Below are 21,259 nucleotides of genomic sequence, written 5' to 3'. Positions count from 1 at the left end.
ACTCGGTTACAGGTCGCTAACCTCCATGAACAACATAGATACACTCATCAGCAACAATGCACTATGGTCAAAAATGCTAGTGGAGGAAGACCCCGGATTTTTTGGAAAACTGGCGCAAGCCCAGAACCCACGCTTTCTGTGGATTGGGTGTTCCGACAGCCGCGTCCCGGCCGAACGCCTGACCGGCCTCGAGCCCGGCGAACTGTTTGTTCACCGTAATGTCGCCAACCTGGTGATCCATACCGACCTCAACTGTCTTTCTGTGGTTCAGTATGCCGTTGACGTTCTGGAAGTCGAGCACATCATTATTTGCGGTCACTATGGCTGCGGCGGCGTGCAGGCGGCGGTTGAAAATACGGAACTGGGGCTCATTGATAACTGGCTGCTGCACATCCGCGATATCTGGTTCAAACATAGCTCACTGCTCGGCGAAATGCCGCAAGAGCGTCGCATGGACACCCTTTGCGAACTCAACGTGATGGAGCAGGTCTATAACCTGGGCCACTCAACGATTATGCAATCGGCGTGGAAGCGCGGGCAGAAGGTCTCTGTCCACGGCTGGGCGTACGGTATTCACGATGGCCTGCTGCGCAATCTGGAAGTGACTGCAACAAACCGCGAAACGCTGGAACAGCGTTACCGTTCGGGAATTGCCAACCTTCAGCTTAAGCATGTAAACCATAAATAAAGCAGGGAATTTTCTCCCTCTCCCACAGGGAGAGGGCCGGGGTGAGGGCATCAGCCCACCATTACTCGTCCAACAATACCACTTTCCCCACATACGGCAGATGACGATAGCGCTGCGCGTAGTCAATGCCGTAACCGACGACGAATTCGTCAGGAATCGAGAAACCCACGAACTCTACCGGCACCTGCACTTCACGGCGGTCAGGTTTATCCAGTAGCGTACAAATCGCCAGGGATTTCGGTTCACGCAGGCTCAGGATCTCGCGCACTTTAGACAGCGTGTTGCCGGAGTCGATGATGTCCTCAACGATCAACACATCTTTGCCACGAATATCTTCATCCAGGTCTTTCAGGATTTTCACATCACGGGTTGTGGACATGCCGCTGCCGTAGCTGGAGGCGGTCATAAAATCGACCTCATGTGGCACATGCACTTCACGGCACAGGTCTGCCATGAACATGAAAGAGCCACGCAACAGACCGACCAGCACCATTTCGCTGCCGCTGTCCTTGTAATGTTCGGTGATTTGACGACCCAGTTCGGCGATACGCGCTTTGATCTCGGCTTCCGGGATCATCACTTCAACAGTATGTTTCATATTACTAACCATATGATTTTAATGAAAATCTCTCAATGCGGATGAATTAATCTCCGGCATCGATACGCAAGCCAGCCATTATATCAGCAAATGGATAACCCTGGCGTATGAGTTGTAAAAAGCAAATATTGTGATTCCGATCACATTTGTTAATGCCTATAATTAATTGCTAGCAAATAATTAACAAAACTGACGAGTACTTTTCTATGGCTGAAACAAAAACTCAACAGCCGCGTCTACTGGTGACATTAACAGCGGCCTTCGCAGCTTTCTGCGCGCTGTATTTGTTAATCGGTGGCGTCTGGCTGGTCGCGCTTGGCGGCTCCTGGTACTACCCAATTGCAGGTTTGGTTATGGTTGGTGTAACCATCCTGCTATTGCGTAGAAAACAATCCGCGCTGTGGCTGTATGCTGCATTACTCCTCGCCACCATGATCTGGGGCGTCTGGGAAGTCGGGTTCGACTTCTGGGCACTGACGCCACGTAGCGACATCCTCGTGTTCTTTGGTATCTGGCTGATCCTGCCCTTCGTCTGGCGTCGCCTGATTGTACCTTCCAGTGGTGCCGTTGCAGCGCTGGTGGTAGCCCTGTTAATCAGCGGTGGCATCCTGACCTGGGCCGGTTTTAACGACCCGCAGGAAATCAAAGGCACGCTGAACACGGAATCCACGCCTGCTGCGGCTATCTCGCAGGTTGCGGACGGTGACTGGCCTGCGTATGGTCGTAATCAGGAAGGTCAACGCTACTCCCCGCTGAAGCAGATCAACGCGGATAACGTTAAAAACCTGAAAGAAGCCTGGGTATTCCGTACTGGCGATCTGAAGATGCCAAACGATCCGGGCGAACTGACCAACGAAGTGACGCCAATTAAAGTGGGCGATATGCTTTATCTGTGTACGGCGCACCAGCGTCTGTTCGCGCTTGATGCGGCCACGGGTAAAGAGAAATGGCACTTCGACCCACAGCTCAATTCCAACCCGTCGTTCCAGCATGTCACCTGCCGTGGCGTCTCTTACCACGAAGCGCGTGCCGATAATGCCAGCCCGGAAGTCATTGCCGACTGTCCTCGCCGCATTATGCTGCCGGTGAACGATGGCCGCCTGTTCGCCATCAACGCCGAAACGGGCAAGCTGTGCGAAACCTTTGCCAACAAAGGTATCCTTAATCTGCAGACCAATATGCCGGACACCACGCCGGGTCTGTATGAGCCAACCTCTCCACCGATCATCACCGATAAAACCATCGTGATTGCTGGTTCGGTAACGGATAACTTCTCCACGCGTGAAACCTCCGGCGTCATCCGTGGTTTCGACGTGAACACCGGTAAACTGCTGTGGGCCTTCGACCCGGGCGCGAAAGATCCCAATGCGATCCCGTCAGATGAACACACCTTTACCTTTAACTCGCCAAACTCCTGGGCGCCAGCGGCGTATGACGCGAAGCTGGACCTGGTCTACCTGCCAATGGGTGTAACCACACCCGATATCTGGGGTGGTTACCGCACGCCGGAGCAGGAACGCTACGCGAGCGCTATCGTGGCGCTGAATGCGACCACCGGTAAGCTGGCCTGGAGCTACCAGACCGTTCACCACGATCTGTGGGATATGGACATGCCATCCCAGCCGACACTGGCGGACATTACCGTTAACGGCAAAACCGTTCCGGTGATTTACGCTCCGGCGAAAACCGGCAACATCTTCGTACTGGATCGCAGCAACGGTAAACTGGTTGTGCCTGCGCCAGAAAAACCAGTGCCACAGGGTGCGGCAAAAGGCGATTACGTCAGTAAGACGCAGCCATTCTCTGACCTGAGCTTCCGTCCGAAGAAAGATCTGAGCGGTGCAGACATGTGGGGTGCCACAATGTTTGACCAGCTGGTGTGCCGCGTGATGTTCCACCAGTTGCGCTACGAAGGTATCTTCACCCCGCCTTCTGAGCAGGGCACGCTGGTCTTCCCGGGTAACCTGGGGATGTTCGAATGGGGCGGGATCTCCGTTGACCCGAACCGTCAGGTAGCGATTGCCAACCCGATGGCGCTGCCGTTCGTTTCCCGTCTGATCCCACGTGGCCCAGGTAACCCAATGGAGCCACCGAAAGACGCGAAAGGCACAGGAACCGAATCCGGCATTCAGCCGCAGTATGGCGTGCCGTTTGGCGTGACGCTGAACCCGTTCCTGTCTCCGTTTGGTCTGCCGTGTAAACAGCCTGCCTGGGGTTATATCTCCGGTCTGGACCTGAAAACTAACCAGATTGTGTGGAAAAAACGTATTGGTACGCCACAGGACAGCATGCCGTTCCCGATGCCAGTTCCGGTGCCGTTCAATATGGGTATGCCGATGCTGGGTGGCCCAATCTCCACCGCCGGTAACGTCCTGTTCATCGCGGCGACCGCAGATAACTACCTGCGCGCGTACAACATGACCAACGGTGAGAAACTGTGGCAAGGCCGTCTGCCAGCCGGTGGGCAGGCAACGCCGATGACCTATGAAGTGAATGGCAAGCAGTACGTTGTCATCTCTGCGGGTGGTCACGGTTCGTTTGGCACGAAGATGGGCGACTATATTGTCGCGTATGCACTGCCTGATGAAAGTAAGTAACTGAAAAGCCCGGTGGCGGCTACGCCTTACCCGGCCTACGGTAATATGCAAAACGGCAACTTCGGTTGCCGTTTTTGTGTTTATTCCCTCTCCCTGTGGGAGAGGGTCAGGGTGAGGGCATCAGGCCGCACTAATCTAAACGGTGAACCCCAACATCATCCCCGTATCTTCATGCTCCAGCAGATGACAGTGCGCCATATAGGCAAACTCTTTCGGCGCGGCATGGTCAAATTTCACCAGCACCTCGCTGACCCCTCCTTCAACCCTGACGGTATCTTTCCAGCCCGCGCGATGCACATCAGGCGCTTTGCCGTTCTCTGAAAGAATGCGGAACTGGGTACCGTGGATATGGAACGGATGCAGCATCATGTCGCCTTCGCCAGAAATCACCCAACGCTCAAACTGCCCTTTTGTGGCAGCAAACATTGGCGTGTTCATGTCGAACGCCTGGCCGTTGATCATGTTGGCGTTGTGGAAGTCAAAGCCATGGTCACCATGATTCATGTTACCCATACCGCCCATTTTGCCGTGGTCCATATTCATATGCCCCATCATCTGCCCGTGTTGCATCCCCGCCATCGCCCGATCGCCATATTTCGCCATCAGCGCCTGCATACCCATCATATCAAGCATCGGGTTCATGGAAAGCTGCAGCTTACGTTGGGTTAAACCTTCAAGGGAAGGTAACGCCGGGAGCGACGTCAGCGTATCCTGCAGCGTGCCCGATGCTGTAACCTGCAGTGGCTGGATCCGCAACACCGGGTGCGGCTTGTCAAAGGGCGCAACCGCCATACCCATCTGGCTGACCGGCAACGTGACCAGGTCAAACACTTTGCCGTCGCTGATATCCACCAGCACTTCAAAGCGTTCCCCCATCAGCATTGGGAGCTCGCTCACTTTCACCGGTTCAGGTAGCAATCCGCCGTCGCTGGCGACCACGTACAGAGGACGATTATCACTGGTAGCAAAGTTCAGGGAGCGTGCATTGCACCCGTTAAGCAGACGTAAACGCAGCCAGCCCTTCGGCGCGGAGTGCTGCGGATAAATGGCGCCGTTGGTCAGCAGAGTATCACCAAACCAGCCTACCGCCGCGGTCATCACATCCAGTTGATAATCAATCTGACCGTCTGCGGTGAATTTTTTGTCCTGGACAATCACCGGTACATCGTCGATCCCCCACTGTTTAGGCAGACGCAGCAGGCGGCTTTCGTCATCTTCAATCAGCACCAGGCCCGCCAACCCCATCGCTACCTGATGGCCCGTTTTGCCGTGCTGATGGGGGTGGAACCAGCAGGTCGCGGCGCGCTGGTCAGGCGTAAAGGTAACGCTGCGCGTACCGCCCGCTTTAATAATCCCTTGCGGACCGCCGTCGACCTCGCCCGGCACCTCCAGCCCGTGCCAGTGCAGCGTCGTCTCTTCTGCCAGCGTGTTGTGAATATCAACGGTGACGGCTTTCCCTTTACGTAGCTGAAGCGCCGGACCAAGCAGATTGCCGTTATAACCCCACGTTGTAGCGTTGTGTCCACCGAAGGCCGTTTTACCGGACTGAACAACAAGCTGGATACGACTACGGGCGTCAGCAGTCAGTAAGTCCGGGATGGGTAAGGCAGGTCTGTCAGCCGCGAAAACCGTGCGGCTCCACAGTGGTAATGCGCTGGCAACCCCCAGCGCAACGGAATATTTTAAAAAATCACGACGTTGCATGTTCATTTCCTTATTTCCAGCCGGCGATCTTTTGAGCATAAACCCTCCCCTTACCGGAAGGTCAAGTAAAGCGGTAATAATAAAGATCGTCGCACTGGCACCAAGTATGCTAACGTTATTTTTCCGTGAAGCAGTGGTAGAAGCAATGAAGACGTTTTTCAGGACAATTTTGTTCACCAGCCTGATGGCAATGTGTGCGAACAGCTATGCGCTAAGTGAAAATGAAGCGGAAGATATGGCCGATCTGACGGCGGTTTTTGTATTCCTGAAAAATGATTGTGGCTACCAGAATTTACCCAACGGGCAAATTCGCCGCGCGCTGGTCTTTTTTGCTCAGCAGAACCAATGGGACCTCAGCAATTACGACAGCTTCGACATGAAATCTCTTGGTGAAGACAGCTACCGTGACCTGAGCGGTATTGGTATCCCTACTGCCAAAAAATGCAAAGCGCTGGCTCGCGATTCACTCAGCCTGCTCGCCTACGTGAAATAAGCTTCCCGACGCTCCTTGTTGAGCCTGTAGCCGTGCAACCACGGTGAGAGTTAGCTATCATGTTTCGCTCACTTTTTGTGAATGTAACGGATGTTAACAAAGGAGGAGTCTGCGTATGGCCGACCACACGTTGTGGCATGAAACACTGCATGACCAGTTTGGTCAGTACTTTGCCGTTGATAACGTGCTCTATCATGAGAAAACCGATCACCAGGATCTGATCATCTTCGAGAATGCCGCCTTTGGCCGCGTCATGGCGCTGGACGGCGTCGTGCAAACGACCGAGCGAGATGAGTTTATCTATCATGAAATGATGACCCACGTCCCGCTGCTGGCGCACGGGCATGCGAAGCATGTCCTGATTATCGGCGGTGGCGACGGGGCTATGCTGCGTGAAGTTTCCCGCCATCGCTCTATTGAAACCATCACCATGGTGGAGATCGATGCGGGCGTGGTCTCTTTCTGCCGTCAGTACCTGCCCAACCACAATGCTGGTAGCTATGACGATCCGCGTTTTAATCTGGTGATTGACGACGGGGTTAACTTCGTTAATCAGACCACGCAGACCTTTGATGTCATTATCTCGGACTGTACCGACCCCATCGGCCCAGGCGCGTCGCTGTTTACTTCCTCCTTCTACGAAGGCTGCAAGCGCTGCCTGAATCCTGGAGGGATCTTTGTCGCGCAAAATGGCGTCTGCTTCCTGCAGCAGGATGAAGCTCTCGATAGCCATCGCAAACTGAGCACCTACTTTGGCGACGTCAGCTTCTACCAGGCCGCCATTCCGACCTACTACGGCGGGATCATGACCTTTGCCTGGGCGACGGATAACGACGTGCTGCGCCATCTCTCCACCGAAATTATCCAGGCCCGTTTCCATCAGGCAGGTCTTCAGTGCCGATACTACAATCCTGCTGTTCATACCGCAGCGTTTGCGCTGCCGCAGTATCTTCAGGACGCCTTATCCACTAAGGGGGTGAGCTAATTGAAAAAGCTTAAACTACATGGCTTTAACAACCTGACCAAAAGCCTGAGTTTTTGTATTTACGATATCTGCTATGCCAAAACAGCGGAAGAACGCGATGGTTACATCGCCTATATCGATGAACTCTACAACGCCAACCGTCTGACCGAGATCCTGTCAGAAACCTGCTCGATTATCGGGGCAAACATCCTGAATATCGCCAGACAGGATTATGAACCTCAGGGTGCCAGCGTAACCATTCTGGTGAGCGAAGAACCCGTCGATCCTAAGCTTATCGACAAAACCGAACATCCGGGCCCGCTGCCGGAAGTGGTTGTTGCTCACCTTGATAAAAGCCATATCTGCGTTCATACCTATCCGGAGAGCCATCCGGAAGGTGGGCTGTGTACGTTCCGCGCCGATATAGAAGTGTCGACCTGCGGCGTGATCTCCCCGCTGAACGCGCTGAACTATTTAATCCACCAGTTGGAATCCGATATTGTCACCATTGATTACCGCGTGCGCGGTTTCACCCGTGATATCAACGGCATGAAGCACTTCATTGACCACGAGATCAACTCGATTCAGAACTTTATGTCTGAGGATATGAAGGCGCTGTACGACATGATGGACGTGAACGTATATCAGGAGAACATCTTCCATACCAAGATGTTACTGAAGGAATTCGACCTTAAGCACTACATGTTCCACACGAAGCCGGAAGATCTGAGCGAAGAAGAGCGTAAGGCCATCACTGACCTGCTCTGGAAAGAGATGCGCGAAATCTACTACGGCCGCAATATTCCGGCCGTGTAAGTGTTGCCCGGAGCAAGGATGCTTCGGGAAATTATCTCTGTTTCATAAACTCGCGGTATGCATTCACCACCTTCAGGAAGTCTTCAACGCCGCACAGCGACAGACTCTCTTCATCGTAGTAGCTCATCCCCTCTTCCATCTCGTCACCCGAGAATTCAAGCTGGTTGGCTCGCACCATCACCTCTTCACCGTCCATCCACAGCGTGTATTCGTGTCCGGCACGTTGCCAGGAGCGTTCACTGCCTTTCACCGTATTCGCCGCCTGTTCAACTTCATCAAGAAGTGCGAGATTTTCTTTCACCTCTTCGTTAAACCAGTGTCCAACGGCTTCGTGGCCCATCGACATACGCACTTTCACCACTCCGGTGATGTCGCGCAGAAATTCGTAATCCATAGTGTTTTCCTCTGCAAAGCCATTAGGGTAATTATCGCAGCAGAGAGGCAGAAAAAAAGCGTGGGAGGTAGGAGGAATGAAAATAAAAAGGTGAGAGCGAGACCCTGCGGCCTGATGCCCTCACCCCGTCCCTCTCCCACGGGAGAGGGTGCAAACACTAAAAACCGTCTCGTGGAGACGGTTTTGCTGTTTATACTGCCGTCTGGAAGATAACCCCGTCAGCCTTCTCGGTGTACTGAGAGAGCTGGTCGAAGTTCAGATAGCGATAGGTATCCACCGCCGTCTTATCAACCTGAGCCACAAAGGTCTGGTACTCTTCCGGCGTTGGCAGTTTGCCAATCAGCGCCGCAACCGCCGCCAGCTCCGCAGAAGCCAGGAAGACGTTCGCACCGGTACCTAAACGGTTCGGGAAGTTACGGGTAGAGGTGGACACCACCGTCGCACCGTCAGCTACGCGCGCCTGGTTACCCATACACAGGGAACAGCCAGGAATTTCGATACGCGCCCCACTCTTACCAAACACGCTGTAGTAGCCCTCTTCGGTCAGCTGAGCCGCGTCCATACGGGTTGGCGGCGCCACCCACAGACGGGTTGGCAACTGGCCTTTATGGGTATCCAGCAATTTACCTGCCGCGCGGAAGTGACCAATGTTGGTCATACAAGAACCGATGAACACTTCATCGATCTTCTCGCCCTGAACATCAGAGAGCAGACGCGCATCGTCCGGATCGTTCGGTGCACACAGAATTGGCTCTTTGATATCCGCCAGATCGATGTCGATCACTGCCGCGTATTCTGCGTCAGCATCAGCTTCCAGCAGCTGCGGATCGGCCAGCCATTTTTCCATGCCCTGGATACGACGCTCCAGCGTACGACGGTCGCCGTAGCCTTCTGCAATCATCCACTTCAACAGCACGATGTTAGAGTTCAGATACTCAATAATCGGCTCTTTGTTCAGCTTGATGGTACAGCCCGCAGCAGAACGTTCAGCGGAGGCATCGGTCAGTTCGAACGCCTGCTCAACTTTCAGATCTGGCAGACCTTCAATTTCCAGGATACGGCCAGAGAAGATGTTTTTCTTACCTTTCTTCTCAACGGTCAGCAGGCCCTGTTTAATCGCATACAGCGGGATCGCGTGAACCAGGTCACGCAGGGTGATACCCGGCTGCATTTTGCCTTTGAAGCGCACCAGAACAGATTCCGGCATATCCAGCGGCATCACGCCAGTTGCCGCAGCAAACGCCACCAGACCAGAACCCGCCGGGAAGGAGATACCAATCGGGAAACGGGTATGGGAGTCACCACCGGTACCCACGGTATCTGGCAGCAGCATACGGTTCAGCCAGGAGTGGATAACACCATCACCCGGACGCAGGGAAACCCCGCCACGGTTCATGATGAAGTCAGGCAGCGTGTGGTGTGTCGTCACATCAACCGGCTTCGGATACGCCGCAGTGTGGCAGAAGGACTGCATCACCAGATCGGAAGAGAAGCCCAGGCACGCCAGGTCTTTCAGTTCGTCACGGGTCATTGGGCCAGTGGTATCCTGGGAGCCCACAGAGGTCATCTTCGGCTCGCAGTATGCACCAGGACGGATACCGGCGACGCCGCATGCACGACCAACCATTTTCTGCGCCAGTGAGTAACCGCGATTGCTTTCCGCAACGTCTTTCGCGTGACGGAATACATCGCTGTGTGGCAGACCCAGCGCTTCACGCGCTTTGGTTGTCAGGCCACGGCCAATAATCAGAGGAATACGGCCACCTGCACGCACTTCGTCGATCAGCACGTCGGTTTTCAGCTCGAAGCTTGCCAGCAGTTCGTTGGTTTCGTGGTTACGTACTTCGCCTTTGAACGGATAAACGTCAATCACGTCGCCCATGTTCAGGTTAGAAACATCCACTTCGATCGGCAGTGCGCCCGCATCTTCCATGGTGTTGAAGAAGATTGGAGCAATTTTTCCGCCGAGGCACAGACCGCCACCGCGCTTATTCGGCACGTGTGGAATGTCGTCGCCCATGAACCACAGCACGGAGTTGGTTGCAGACTTACGGGAAGAACCGGTACCCACAACGTCACCCACATAAGCCAGCGGGAAACCTTTTTTCTGCAGAGCTTCGATCTGTTTGATCGGGCCGACGCTGCCCGGCTGATCCGGCTCAATGCCTTCACGGGCGTTTTTCAGCATCGCCAGGGCGTGCAGAGGGATATCCGGGCGAGACCACGCGTCCGGTGCCGGAGAGAGGTCATCGGTGTTGGTTTCGCCCGTCACTTTAAAGACGGTAACGGTAATTTTTTCAGCCAGAGCAGGACGGTTCAGGAACCATTCGGCATCAGCCCAGGATTGCATCACCTGCTTCGCATAGACATTGCCCGCTTTCGCTTTTTCTTCCACATCGTAGAAGTTATCGAACATCAGCAGCGTTGAGGAGAGCGCTTTAGCGGCAATCGGAGCCAGCTTGTCGTTATCCAGCGCGTCAATCAGCGGATGAATGTTGTAACCACCCTGCATGGTGCCGAGCAGTTCAATGGCTTTTTCAGGAGTAACCAGTGGGGAGGTGGCTTCGCCTTTGGCGATAGCAGCAAGGAATCCGGCTTTTACGTAGGCAGCTTCATCTACGCCAGGCGGTACGCGGTTGATCAGCAGATCTAACAGGAATTCTTCTTCGCCCTTAGGCGGGTTCTTCAGCAGCTCGACGAGCGCGGCCATTTGGGTTGCATCTAAAGGTTTGGGTACAATTCCCTCGGCGGCACGTTCTGCTACGTGCTTACGGTATTCTTCTAGCACGACGGTTCTCCTCGCTCTCATTGTCATATGCGGCGGGCGTTCTCTTCACGCTCCTGTGAGACAGCAGTTTGTAGGGTAAATGCCCGATACCGCGTCGGGCAGCATAGCAGGATTTCTGCACAGTGTTAATCCGTTTACAAAAAAGCAACATTAAAAAATTTGCTGAATCGTTAAGCATGGTGTAGCAGGGAGAGGAGATGATTTGAAGGTACAAAAAAACCGCCTCACAGCGGTTTTTTTGTTGCCTTGCGATGGTAGCACACCGGGCAGGAAGATTTGCGGCAATCCCAACTTGCCTGGTTCTGCCTTTCCCGGTGGAGAATGAACCCGCGTAGCCTTTACAGGAACGCACACAATGGAGATGCGAATCACTGCGCTGATCGTTGTGATTGGTTTACTGCTGGCCGCTCACAAGAGCGGCCTTCTGAAATCCCAGCGATTTTTCCAGCATCACATATAATTGTGTAATAAATGCTCACACTCTTTATCCGGATACCCCGGATGGTTTCCCAAGAAAAGTCAAAACAGTAAAAGACGGGTGAATAATACTCACGCCAACCGTAACGCCTCACGGCACAGCGCTTGTCTCGTTGGAGTCATTTTATGAAGTTGTCTTTTAAGCCACATCTGCTTGTTCTTCTTTGCAGTACCGGGCTGCTTGCTGCCTCTGGCGTCATGTTCGTCAAAAGCCGTGCAACGGAGCCTGTAGCCCCGGCTCCCGTCGTACAGCAACCCGTTGCACCGGTAGCAACCCCTGCTCCCCAATCGGCTCCTGCCGCGACACCAACATACTCTGCCGCGCAAATCGATCAGTGGGTTGCCCCTATCGCGCTCTACCCGGACGCGTTGCTGTCGCAAATTTTGATGGCATCAACCTACCCGGCCAACGTCATCCAGGCTGCACAGTGGTCGAAAGACAACCCTAAAATGGAAGGTGATGCCGCTATTCAGGCCGTTGCCAGCCAACCCTGGGATCCCAGCGTAAAATCGCTGGTCGCCTTTCCTCAGTTGATGTCACTGATGGGAGAGAACCCACCGTGGGTACAAAATCTGGGCGATGCGTTTCTCGCACAACCCAAAGATGTGATGGATTCCGTTCAACGCCTGCGCGTGCTGGCGCAGAAGACCGGAGCGTTACAGTCGACACCTCAACAAACGGTCACCACGGTGACAAAAGCGGCGCCGTCTAAAACAAGCACCAGCGAGTCAACCACGACAAACACAACGTCCGCACCGGCTCCAACGGTGATCAAAATTGAATCTGCCGATCCACAAGTCGTGTACGTTCCCACCTACAACCCTAATACGGTTTACGGAACCTGGCCAAACACCGCTTATCCCCCCACCTATCTCCCGCCTTCACCCGGGGAGCAGTTTGGCAACAGCTTCGTTAACGGTTTAGGCTTCAGCCTGGGCGTCGCGACAACCTATGCCATCTTCAGCAGCATCGACTGGGATGATGACGATGACTGGGATCATCACCATGACGACTGGGATAATCACGGCGGCTATAACCGCAACGGTGATAACAACATCAATATCAACGTTGAGAACTTCAATAAAATCAGCGGGCAGCGCCTGACGGATGCCAACCGCACCTGGCAGCACAACCCGGCTTATCGGGAAGGCGTACCCTATCCGACGAGCCAGCTCAACAACCGCTTCCACTCCACCAACACGGCCGCAGGGTTAAGTTCAACGCAGCAAAAACCGGTTAATCGCGATAGCCAGCGTCAGGCCGCCCTCAGCCAGATGGAGAAATCAACGGGTAAAACCTTCCCTCAAACGGCACGTCCGGGAACCAAAGATGTCCAGCGCAAGGCCTCAAATGAGCAGCTGAAGCAGATTTCCCAGCGCAACAACTACCGTGGCTATGACACCAAACCGCAGACGACAAAGCGGATTACTACACAGCAGCGTGATAATCGTCAGACCACAGCGCAAAGAAATGAAAAACGGGTTTCGCAACCTGCGCAGCAACGCACAACCCAGCAGCGGATCAGTCAGCCCCGGGCTAATGCTCTGAGTGGCAACGACAGCCGCTCCGCCAACTGGCAGGCACAGCAGCAGCGAGGGGCGCAAAGCCGACAGATCGCTCGTCAACAACAACCGCACCAGGCAGCTGGCGGACGCGCTGAACGCCGTGAAATTCGACATCGTTAAGGGAGCCGACATGAAAAGTAAACTACTCAGTGGAATGGTGTTGTTCATGCTTTCGGCCTCGGCTATGGCGCAACAATCTTTTAGCACGCCTGACCAGGCGACCGACGCACTGGCAAATGCCATTCGTGATCAGAATGAAAGTGCAATGAATAACCTGCTTGGAGAGAACTGGCGCGATTTCCTGCCCCCTGAAGGCGTCGACCCTGATGCCGTCGATCGCTTCCTGCGCGACTGGAAAGTCCGTCATAACACCGTTGTTGAAGGTGACACGGCGCATCTTGTTGTCGGAGAGACCGACTGGCAGCTCCCTATTCCGGTCATCAAGACCAATTCCGGCTGGCAATTTGATATCAAAGAAGGTGCTGAGGAGATCCTGACCCGCGAAATTGGGCGTAACGAGCTCGCAGCGATTGAAGCCTTACATGCTTACGTGGATGCACAGCAGAGCTATTATGCGATGAACCAGAAGTATGCCCAGAAGATCGTCAGCACCACAGGGAAAAAGGACGGTTTGTACTGGCCTGCATCACCCGGTGAAACGCCCAGCCCGCTCGGCCCGGCCTTCAGTCCAAAAGAACCGGGTACTGGCTATCACGGCTATCGCTTCAGAATTTTGCCGGATAACCACGGTTTCGCAATGGTTGCCTGGCCGGTCAGCTACGGCCAGACGGGCGTAATGAGCTTTTTGATAAATCAGGACGACAAGGTGTTCCAGTCGGATCTCGGCAGCGATTCGGAGCATAAGGCGCGGGCGCTGGCCTCATATGCTCCTGATAAAACCTGGCAGCCCGTCGAGCCCTGAATGTGCGGTAGCTCTTCTCCAGCGAGGCCTGTAGGCCGGGTAAGGCAAAGTCGCCGCCCGGCTTTTTAACTTACAGAATATTTGCGACCGATTTTGCCAGTTGCGCTTCCAGAACCGGTTTCGCTTCTTCGAATTTCAGGTTCACTTTATTAGCATTAGACACGACACGTGTCTGATACTTAGCGCGATCGCCCTGCTCGGAGCTGGTCTGCAGTTTCACGCCCGATGTACCCTGACGCAGTGCCGCGATGTTATCGGTGGTGACTTTTGCTTTGCTACGCTCAGAGATCTGCAGGTCGGTCACCATGGTATAGTTCACATCTTCTACCATCGCATCCGCCGCCATACCGATCAGACCTGCCGCCAGACCCACACCCAACGCCGCACCAGAAGAGTTGCTGTTGTAGGCCGTAATACCGGCACCCAGCGCAGCACCAACAGCGGCACCTTCATAGCCAGTCTTCAGATAGCCCTGAGATTCTCGCAGGTCCATTTTGTCTGCTTTCAGAACGTTAGCCTGCACCCAATAGTATGCGCTGTCAGGAGAGCTGGTGACCTTGTATCCCTTGGCACTCAGATCGTTTGCCAGTAGCGTCTGCAGGTTGCTCATGTCTTTATCAGAGGTGTTTTTAACCTGAATGTAGACTGTTTTTTCGTTAGATGGCTCCAGCCAGATGGTTTCGCTCATCTGAGTTTTCACTTCCAGATTACGTTTTTTCACCGCAGTGGTCATCGCACCACACCCGGTCAGCGTCATCGCTGCTGCCACTAAGCCAATCACCGCAACTTTCTTCAAAGACATGTTATTTCCTTTTTTCGTGTAATCAAAAGTCCAGAACCCCTAAACCGTGCGGCCAGTAGCTACACAATGGTGAAAAAGGTATCGGCAGATGAGAGAAATTTTTTAGCGGAAATATCAATAAGATACCTACCATAATGGGTAGGCTTTAGACAAAAAAAACGCCTCCGAAGAGGCGTTTAGCAATCGTGAAGAAACTTATTTCTTCTTCGCTTTCGCGTTTGGCAGGTCGGTGATGCTGCCTTCAAACACTTCTGCCGCAAGGCCCACAGACTCGTGCAGAGTTGGGTGAGCGTGGATAGTCAACGCGATGTCTTCAGCGTCACAACCCATTTCGATAGCCAGACCGATTTCACCCAGCAGCTCACCGCCGTTGGTACCGACAATCGCACCACCGATAACGCGGTGAGTCTCTTTGTCGAAGATCAGTTTGGTCATACCGTCTGCGCAGTCGGAAGCGATAGCACGGCCAGAAGCAGCCCACGGGAAGGTGGCGGTTTCGTAGCTGATGCCTTTCTCTTTCGCTTCTTTCTCAGTCAGACCAACCCATGCAACTTCTGGCTCGGTGTACGCGATGGATGGGATCACTTTCGGATCGAAGTAGTGTTTCATGCCGGCGATAACTTCAGCGGCAACGTGACCTTCATGAACACCTTTGTGTGCCAGCATTGGCTGACCGACGATATCGCCGATAGCAAAGATGTGCGGCACGTTGGTGCGCAGCTGTTTGTCAACGCGGATGAAGCCACGGTCGTCCACTTCCACGCCAGCTTTGCCCGCGTCGAGGTTTTTACCGTTCGGCACACGGCCGATAGCCACCAGCACCGCGTCGTAACGCTGTGGTTCGGATGGGGCTTTTTTGCCTTCCATGGAAACGTAAATACCGTCTTCTTTCGCTTCAACGGCAGTGACTTTGGTTTCCAGCATCAGGTTGAATTTCTTGCTGATGCGTTTGGTGAAGACTTTAACGATGTCTTTGTCAGCAGCCGGGATAACCTGGTCGAACATTTCAACCACGTCAATATCTGAACCCAGCGCATGGTACACGGTACCCATTTCCAGACCGATGATACCGCCACCCATAACCAGCAGGCGTTTTGGAACGGTTTTCAGTTCCAGCGCATCGGTGGAATCCCAAACACGAGGATCTTCGTGTGGAATGAATGGCAGTTCGATTGGGCGAGAGCCTGCCGCGATGATCGCGTTGTCGAAGTTAATCACGGTTTTACCGTTTTCGCCTTCCACTTCCAGGGTGTTCGCACCGGTGAATTTACCCAGACCGTTTACCACTTTCACTTTACGGCCTTTGGCCATACCTGCCAGACCGCCGGTCAGCTGAGTGATAACTTTCTCTTTCCAGGTACGAATTTTGTCGATATCGGTTTTCGGCTCGCCGAAGACGATACCGTGTTCAGCCAGCGCTTTGGCTTCTTCGATAACTTTGGCTACGTGCAGCAGCGCTTTAGAAGGGATACAGCCGACGTTCAGACAAACACCACCGAGGGTGCTGTAACGTTCTACGATGACGGTTTCCAGACCTAAATCCGCGGCGCGGAATGCTGCGGAGTAACCTGCCGGGCCTGCCCCAAGTACTACGACCTGAGTTTTGATTTCTGTGCTCATCATGACCTCTTAATTTATACCCGTCGTCCACCGGGTCGTTCTATCCGCCCGCAGTTTACAAAATTGTTAACAATTTTGAAACAACAAACGGCTCACGAATTGTCGCTTTCGCCAATAACCTCACAAACACCATGAGATTACCAGAAAAAAGCCGGCCGTCAGGCCGGCTTTTCGATTACATCACCAGGCGGCGAATGTCGCTCAGGGTGTTGTTGATGATGGTGATGAAACGCGCACCATCAGCACCGTCGATCACGCGGTGGTCGAAGGACAGAGAGATTGGCATCATCAGACGTGGTACGAACTCTTTGCCATTCCACACCGGCTCCATCGCGGACTTGGACACACCAAGGATCGCAACTTCAGGCGCGTTCACAATCGGTGCGAAGTGGGTTGTACCCAGGCCACCGATGCTGGAGATAGTGAAGCAACCGCCCTGCATTTCGCCAGCAGTCAGCTTACCATCACGCGCTTTTTTGGAGATCACGGTCAGTTCACGGGACAGCTCAGTGATGCTCTTCTTGTTCACGTCTTTGAAGACCGGAACAACCAGACCATTTGGCGTATCAACCGCAACACCGATGTTGATGTATTTCTTCAGCGTCAGCTTCTGGCCATCTTCGGACAGGGAGCTGTTGAAGCGTGGCATCTGCTCAAGAGCGGCGGCAACGGCTTTCATGATGAAGACCACTGGGGTGAATTTCACGTCCAGTTTACGCTTCTCAGCTTCGGCGTTCTGCTGTTTACGGAACGCTTCCAGATCGGTGATATCGGTTTTGTCGAAGTGCGTAACGTGCGGGATCATCACCCAGTTACGGCTCAGGTTCGCACCAGAGATTTTCTGGATGCGACCCAGTTCCACTTCTTCGATTTCGCCAAACTTGCTGAAGTCCACTTTCGGCCATGGCAGCATGCCCGGGATACCGCCGCCTGCCGCTGCAGCTGGTGCAGCTTCAGCGCGTTTCACCGCGTCTTTCACGTAAGTCTGAACGTCTTCGCGCAGGATACGACCTTTACGGCCAGTCCCTTTCACTTTCGCCAGGTTAACACCGAATTCGCGCGCCAGGCGACGAATCAGCGGAGTCGCGTGGACGTAAGCGTCGTTTTCAGCGAACTCAGATTTGCCTTCCGCTTTTGCAGCAGGGGCAGCAGCTGGTTTAGCAGCCTGAGCCGGTGCAGCAGTTGGTGCTGGAGCAGCCGCGGCCGCCGGAGCAGCAGCAGGCGCAGCGCCTTCTACTTCGAAGACCATGATCAGAGAGCCGGTAGACACTTTGTCGCCAGTGCTGATTTTGATCTCTTTAACGGTACCCGCGAATGGCGCAGGGACTTCCATGGAAGCCTTGTCGCCTTCTACGGTGATCAGTGACTGTTCAGCGGCAACTTTGTCGCCCACTTTCACCATCACTTCGGTCACTTCAACTTCGTCACCGCCGATGTCTGGTACATTAACGTCTTTCGCGCCACCAGCAACCGCTGGAGCCGCGGCCGCCGGAGCAGCTGCCTGTGCAGGCGCAGCAGCAGGTGCAGCACCCGCCACTTCGAAGATCATGATCAGAGAGCCAGTAGACACTTTGTCACCGGTGTTGATCTTGATCTCTTTAACGGTACCCGCGAACGGCGCTGGCACTTCCATAGAGGCTTTGTCGCCTTCTACGGTGATCAGTGACTGCTCAGCCGCAACGGTATCGCCTACTTTCACCAGGATTTCAGTGACTTCAACTTCGTCACCGCCGATGTCAGGCACGTTAACTTCTTTCGCGCTCGCGGCAGCTGCTGGAGCAGCGGCGGCCGGAGCGGCTTTCTTCTCTTCCTGCGCAGGTGCAGCAGCTGCTGCACCGTCGGCGGAATCGAAAATCATGATCAGTTTGCCAGTCTCGGTTTTATCGCCAACAGAGACTTTGATCTCTTTAACGATGCCAGCCTGAGGAGACGGGACTTCCATAGAGGCTTTGTCGCCTTCTACGGTGATCAGCGACTGTTCAGCTTCAACTTTGTCGCCTACTTTGACCAGGATCTCGGTGATTTCAACTTCATCAGCCCCGATGTCCGGTACATTGATTTCGATAGCCATTATTCTTTTACCTCTTACGCCAGACGCGGGTTAACTTTTTCTGCATCGATGTTGAATTTGGTAATTGCTTCAGCAACCACTTTCTTATCGATTTCGCCACGTTTAGCCAGTTCGCCCAGTGCTGCTACAACCACGTAAGAAGCATCAACTTCGAAGTGGTGACGCAGGTTTTCGCGGCTGTCAGAACGACCGAAGCCGTCAGTACCCAGTACGCGATAATCATCAGCTGGTACGTAAGTACGAACCTGCTCAGCGAACAGTTTCATATAGTCAGTAGACGCCACCGCTGGCGCGTCGTTCATCACCTGAGCGATGTACGGAACGCGCGGGGTTTCCATTGGGTGCAGCATGTTCCAGCGCTCACAATCCTGGCCATCACGCGCCAGTTCAGTGAAGGAGGTCACAGAGTACACATCGGAACCGACACCGTAGTCTTTCGCCAGGATCTGTGCTGCTTCACGTACGTGACGCAGGATAGAACCGGAGCCCAGCAGCTGAACTTTACCTTTGCTACCTTCGAGGGTTTCGAGTTTGTAGATACCTTTACGGATACCTTCCTCGGCACCTGCTGGCATTGCCGGCATGTGGTAGTTTTCGTTCAGGGTGGTGATGTAGTAGTAAACGTTCTCTTGTGCTTCACCGTACATGCGCTGCAGACCGTCATGCATGATGACTGCCACTTCGTACGCGTAAGACGGGTCGTAAGAGATACAGTTAGGGATAGTCAGAGACTGAATGTGGCTGTGACCATCTTCGTGCTGCAGACCTTCACCGTTCAGGGTCGTACGACCGGAAGTACCGCCTACCAGGAAGCCGCGAGCCTGTTGGTCGCCAGCCTGCCAGCACAGGTCACCGATACGCTGGAACCCGAACATGGAGTAGTAGATGTAGAACGGGATCATTGGCAGGTTGTTGGTGCTGTAAGAGGTCGCAGCAGCCAGCCAGGATGCGCCAGCACCCAGTTCGTTGATACCTTCCTGCAGGATCTGACCTTTCTCGTCTTCTTTGTAGTATGCAACCTGCTCACGGTCCTGCGGGGTGTACTGCTGGCCGTTCGGGCTGTAGATACCGATCTGACGGAACAGACCTTCCATACCGAAAGTACGCGCTTCGTCGGCGATGATTGGAACCAGACGATCTTTGATCGATTTGTTCTTCAGCATCACGTTCAGGGCACGAACGAAAGCGATGGTGGTAGAGATTTCTTTGTTCTGCTCTTCCAGCAGCTGAGAGAAGTCTTCCAGCGCTGGCAGTTCCAGTTTCTCGGTGAAGTTAGGCTGACGAGCTGGCAGGTAGCCTTTCAGCGCCTGACGACGTTCGTGCAGGTACTTGTGCTCTTCAGAGCCTTCCGGGAAGGTGATGTAAGACAGGTTTTCTACCTGCTCATCAGTCACTGGAACGTTGAAACGGTCGCGGATATAACGCACGCCGTCCATGTTCATTTTCTTAACCTGGTGAGCGATGTTTTTACCTTCTGCGGTATCACCCATGCCGTAACCTTTGATGGTGTGGGCCAGGATTACAGTCGCTTTACCTTTGGTTTCCTGCGCTTTTTTCAGTGCAGCGTAGACTTTCTTCGGATCGTGACCACCACGGTTCAGGGCCCAGATCTGCTCGTCAGTCCAGTCTGCAACCAGGGCTGCGGTTTCAGGATATTTACCGAAGAAGTGCTCACGAACGTAGGCACCGTCTTTGGATTTGAAGGTCTGGTAGTCACCGTCAACGGTTTCGTTCATCAGCTGGATCAGTTTACCGCTGGTGTCTTTACGCAGCAGCTCATCCCAACGACCGCCCCACATGACTTTAATCACGTTCCAGCCAGCACCGGCGAAGATGCCTTCCAGTTCGTTGATGATCTTACCGTTACCGGTGACCGGACCATCCAGACGCTGCAGGTTACAGTTGATGATGAAGCACAGGTTGTCCAGCTTCTCACGGGTCGCGATGGTGATCGCACCTTTAGATTCTGGCTCATCCATTTCACCGTCGCCCAGGAAGGCGTATACGGTCTGCTCAGAGGTGTCTTTCAGACCACGGTGTTCCAGATATTTCAGGAACTTAGCCTGGTAGATCGCACCGATTGGGCCCAGACCCATAGAAACGGTCGGGAACTGCCAGAAGGTTGGCATCAGTTTAGGGTGCGGATAAGAAGACAGACCTTTACCGTGAACTTCCTGACGGAAGTTGTTCATCTGCTCTTCAGTCAGACGACCTTCCAGGAATGCACGTGCATAGATGCCCGGAGAGATGTGGCCCTGGAAGTAAACCAGATCGCCGCCGTCTTTCTCGTTCGCTGCACGGAAGAAGTGGTTGAAGCACACTTCGTAAACGGTTGCAGAAGACTGGAAGGACGCCATGTGGCCACCCAGTTCCAGGTCTTTCTTGGATGCGCGCAGAACGGTCATGATGGCGTTCCAGCGGATTGCAGAACGGATACGACGTTCCAGATCCAGATTGCCCGGGTATTCCGGTTCGTCTTCGACGGCAATCGTGTTTACGTAGTTGCTAGCCCCTGCACCTGAAGCAACCTTCACACCGCCTTTGCGGGCTTCAGAAAGCAGCTGATCAATCAGATACTGAGCGCGCTCAACACCTTCTTCACGGATGACCGATTCGATCGCCTGTAGCCAGTCGCGAGTTTCGATCGGATCCACGTCATTTTGGAGACGTTCTGACATGGGGGTATTCCTTATCTATCTAATACGTTGATTTGTCTGGAACCTGTCCCATTGTGCTCTTGGGCAAGAACACAATAAGAC

General features: G+C 53.8%; 15 protein-coding genes. 7 read left to right on the top strand and 8 right to left on the bottom strand.

Annotated elements, in window-relative coordinates:
* The first annotated feature begins 25 nt into the window (after window positions 1-25).
* On the top strand, window positions 26-688 hold the full coding sequence (can, locus tag ACJ9Y9_RS04295) for a carbonate dehydratase (RefSeq protein WP_028016716.1): 663 nt from the start codon (window positions 26-28) through the stop codon (window positions 686-688).
* Window positions 689-749: 61 nt separating this feature from the next.
* On the opposite strand, the gene hpt is transcribed toward can, so the two are convergent.
* Window positions 750-1,286, bottom strand: a complete 537-nt coding sequence (gene hpt / locus ACJ9Y9_RS04290; protein WP_008501948.1) for a hypoxanthine phosphoribosyltransferase — start codon at window positions 1,284-1,286, stop codon at window positions 750-752.
* Between the two features lie 206 nt (window positions 1,287-1,492).
* On the opposite strand from hpt, the gene ACJ9Y9_RS04285 reads away from it, so the two are divergent.
* Window positions 1,493-3,883, top strand: a complete 2,391-nt coding sequence (locus ACJ9Y9_RS04285) for a glucose/quinate/shikimate family membrane-bound PQQ-dependent dehydrogenase (protein WP_028016715.1) — start codon at window positions 1,493-1,495, stop codon at window positions 3,881-3,883.
* 135 nt (window positions 3,884-4,018) lie between these two features.
* Here ACJ9Y9_RS04285 and cueO read toward each other — a convergent pair whose 3' ends face one another.
* Window positions 4,019-5,587: a multicopper oxidase CueO gene (gene cueO, locus ACJ9Y9_RS04280; RefSeq protein ID WP_028016714.1), complete on the bottom strand. Its 1,569-nt coding sequence runs from the start codon at window positions 5,585-5,587 to the stop codon at window positions 4,019-4,021.
* Window positions 5,588-5,732: 145 nt separating this feature from the next.
* Here cueO and ACJ9Y9_RS04275 point away from each other — a divergent pair, with 145 nt between their 5' ends.
* The 3 genes from ACJ9Y9_RS04275 (at window position 5,733) to speD (ending at window position 7,860) form a co-directional block, all read left to right on the top strand.
* Window positions 5,733-6,080 carry a YacC family pilotin-like protein gene (locus ACJ9Y9_RS04275; RefSeq protein ID WP_028016713.1) on the top strand — a complete coding sequence of 116 codons (348 nt, stop codon included), beginning with the start codon at window positions 5,733-5,735 and terminating at the stop codon, window positions 6,078-6,080.
* Between the two features lie 115 nt (window positions 6,081-6,195).
* Window positions 6,196-7,065: a polyamine aminopropyltransferase gene (gene speE / locus ACJ9Y9_RS04270; protein ID WP_028016712.1), complete on the top strand. Its 870-nt coding sequence runs from the start codon at window positions 6,196-6,198 to the stop codon at window positions 7,063-7,065.
* Window positions 7,066-7,860, top strand: coding sequence for an adenosylmethionine decarboxylase (gene speD / locus ACJ9Y9_RS04265; RefSeq protein ID WP_028016711.1), 795 nt, complete (start codon window positions 7,066-7,068; stop codon window positions 7,858-7,860).
* A 31-nt stretch (window positions 7,861-7,891) separates the two neighbouring features.
* Here speD and yacL read toward each other — a convergent pair whose 3' ends face one another.
* Together yacL and acnB are read right to left on the bottom strand one after the other, a co-directional pair.
* On the bottom strand, window positions 7,892-8,254 hold the full coding sequence (yacL, locus tag ACJ9Y9_RS04260; protein ID WP_028016710.1) for a protein YacL: 363 nt from the start codon (window positions 8,252-8,254) through the stop codon (window positions 7,892-7,894).
* A gap of 190 nt (window positions 8,255-8,444) precedes the next feature.
* Entirely contained in the window at window positions 8,445-11,042 is a 2,598-nt protein-coding gene (acnB, locus tag ACJ9Y9_RS04255) for a bifunctional aconitate hydratase 2/2-methylisocitrate dehydratase (protein WP_032666768.1), read from the bottom strand.
* A gap of 603 nt (window positions 11,043-11,645) precedes the next feature.
* Between acnB and ACJ9Y9_RS04250 the strand changes: the two genes are divergently transcribed.
* Window positions 11,646-13,205: a DUF3300 domain-containing protein gene (locus ACJ9Y9_RS04250; RefSeq protein WP_028016708.1), complete on the top strand. Its 1,560-nt coding sequence runs from the start codon at window positions 11,646-11,648 to the stop codon at window positions 13,203-13,205.
* Window positions 13,206-13,215: 10 nt separating this feature from the next.
* Window positions 13,216-14,007: a DUF2950 family protein gene (locus ACJ9Y9_RS04245; protein ID WP_028016707.1), complete on the top strand. Its 792-nt coding sequence runs from the start codon at window positions 13,216-13,218 to the stop codon at window positions 14,005-14,007.
* Window positions 14,008-14,077: 70 nt separating this feature from the next.
* On the opposite strand, the gene traT is transcribed toward ACJ9Y9_RS04245, so the two are convergent.
* The 4 genes from traT to aceE form a co-directional block, all read right to left on the bottom strand.
* Entirely contained in the window at window positions 14,078-14,809 is a 732-nt protein-coding gene (gene traT / locus ACJ9Y9_RS04240) for a conjugal transfer complement resistance protein TraT (RefSeq protein WP_028016706.1), read from the bottom strand.
* Window positions 14,810-15,004: 195 nt separating this feature from the next.
* Window positions 15,005-16,429: a dihydrolipoyl dehydrogenase gene (gene lpdA, locus ACJ9Y9_RS04235; protein WP_023332094.1), complete on the bottom strand. Its 1,425-nt coding sequence runs from the start codon at window positions 16,427-16,429 to the stop codon at window positions 15,005-15,007.
* 175 nt (window positions 16,430-16,604) lie between these two features.
* Window positions 16,605-18,500, bottom strand: a complete 1,896-nt coding sequence (gene aceF, locus ACJ9Y9_RS04230; protein WP_028016705.1) for a pyruvate dehydrogenase complex dihydrolipoyllysine-residue acetyltransferase — start codon at window positions 18,498-18,500, stop codon at window positions 16,605-16,607.
* A 14-nt stretch (window positions 18,501-18,514) separates the two neighbouring features.
* Window positions 18,515-21,178 (bottom strand): pyruvate dehydrogenase (acetyl-transferring), homodimeric type, encoded by a 2,664-nt coding sequence (aceE, locus tag ACJ9Y9_RS04225; protein WP_028016704.1) that lies wholly within the window; start codon window positions 21,176-21,178, stop codon window positions 18,515-18,517.
* Window positions 21,179-21,259: the final 81 nt, after the last annotated feature.

The organism is Enterobacter sp. CPE_E1241 (genome assembly GCF_045618265.1).
In the GTDB taxonomy this organism is placed as follows: Bacteria; Pseudomonadota; Gammaproteobacteria; order Enterobacterales; family Enterobacteriaceae; genus Enterobacter; species Enterobacter adelaidei.
This window is presented reverse-complemented; position numbering and strand designations above follow the sequence as displayed.

Excerpts from the sequence above, each read along its gene's own strand:
- can (WP_028016716.1), top strand. The coding sequence starts at position 26 with ATGAACAACATAGATACACTCATCAGCAACAATGCACTATGGTCAAAA.
- hpt (WP_008501948.1), bottom strand. The coding sequence starts at position 1,286 with ATGAAACATACTGTTGAAGTGATGATCCCGGAAGCCGAGATCAAAGCG.
- ACJ9Y9_RS04285 (WP_028016715.1), top strand. The coding sequence starts at position 1,493 with ATGGCTGAAACAAAAACTCAACAGCCGCGTCTACTGGTGACATTAACA.
- cueO (WP_028016714.1), bottom strand. The coding sequence starts at position 5,587 with ATGCAACGTCGTGATTTTTTAAAATATTCCGTTGCGCTGGGGGTTGCC.
- ACJ9Y9_RS04275 (WP_028016713.1), top strand. The coding sequence starts at position 5,733 with ATGAAGACGTTTTTCAGGACAATTTTGTTCACCAGCCTGATGGCAATG.
- speE (WP_028016712.1), top strand. The coding sequence starts at position 6,196 with ATGGCCGACCACACGTTGTGGCATGAAACACTGCATGACCAGTTTGGT.
- yacL (WP_028016710.1), bottom strand. The coding sequence starts at position 8,254 with ATGGATTACGAATTTCTGCGCGACATCACCGGAGTGGTGAAAGTGCGT.
- ACJ9Y9_RS04250 (WP_028016708.1), top strand. The coding sequence starts at position 11,646 with ATGAAGTTGTCTTTTAAGCCACATCTGCTTGTTCTTCTTTGCAGTACC.
- ACJ9Y9_RS04245 (WP_028016707.1), top strand. The coding sequence starts at position 13,216 with ATGAAAAGTAAACTACTCAGTGGAATGGTGTTGTTCATGCTTTCGGCC.
- traT (WP_028016706.1), bottom strand. The coding sequence starts at position 14,809 with ATGTCTTTGAAGAAAGTTGCGGTGATTGGCTTAGTGGCAGCAGCGATG.
- lpdA (WP_023332094.1), bottom strand. The coding sequence starts at position 16,429 with ATGAGCACAGAAATCAAAACTCAGGTCGTAGTACTTGGGGCAGGCCCG.
- aceF (WP_028016705.1), bottom strand. The coding sequence starts at position 18,500 with ATGGCTATCGAAATCAATGTACCGGACATCGGGGCTGATGAAGTTGAA.
- aceE (WP_028016704.1), bottom strand. The coding sequence starts at position 21,178 with ATGTCAGAACGTCTCCAAAATGACGTGGATCCGATCGAAACTCGCGAC.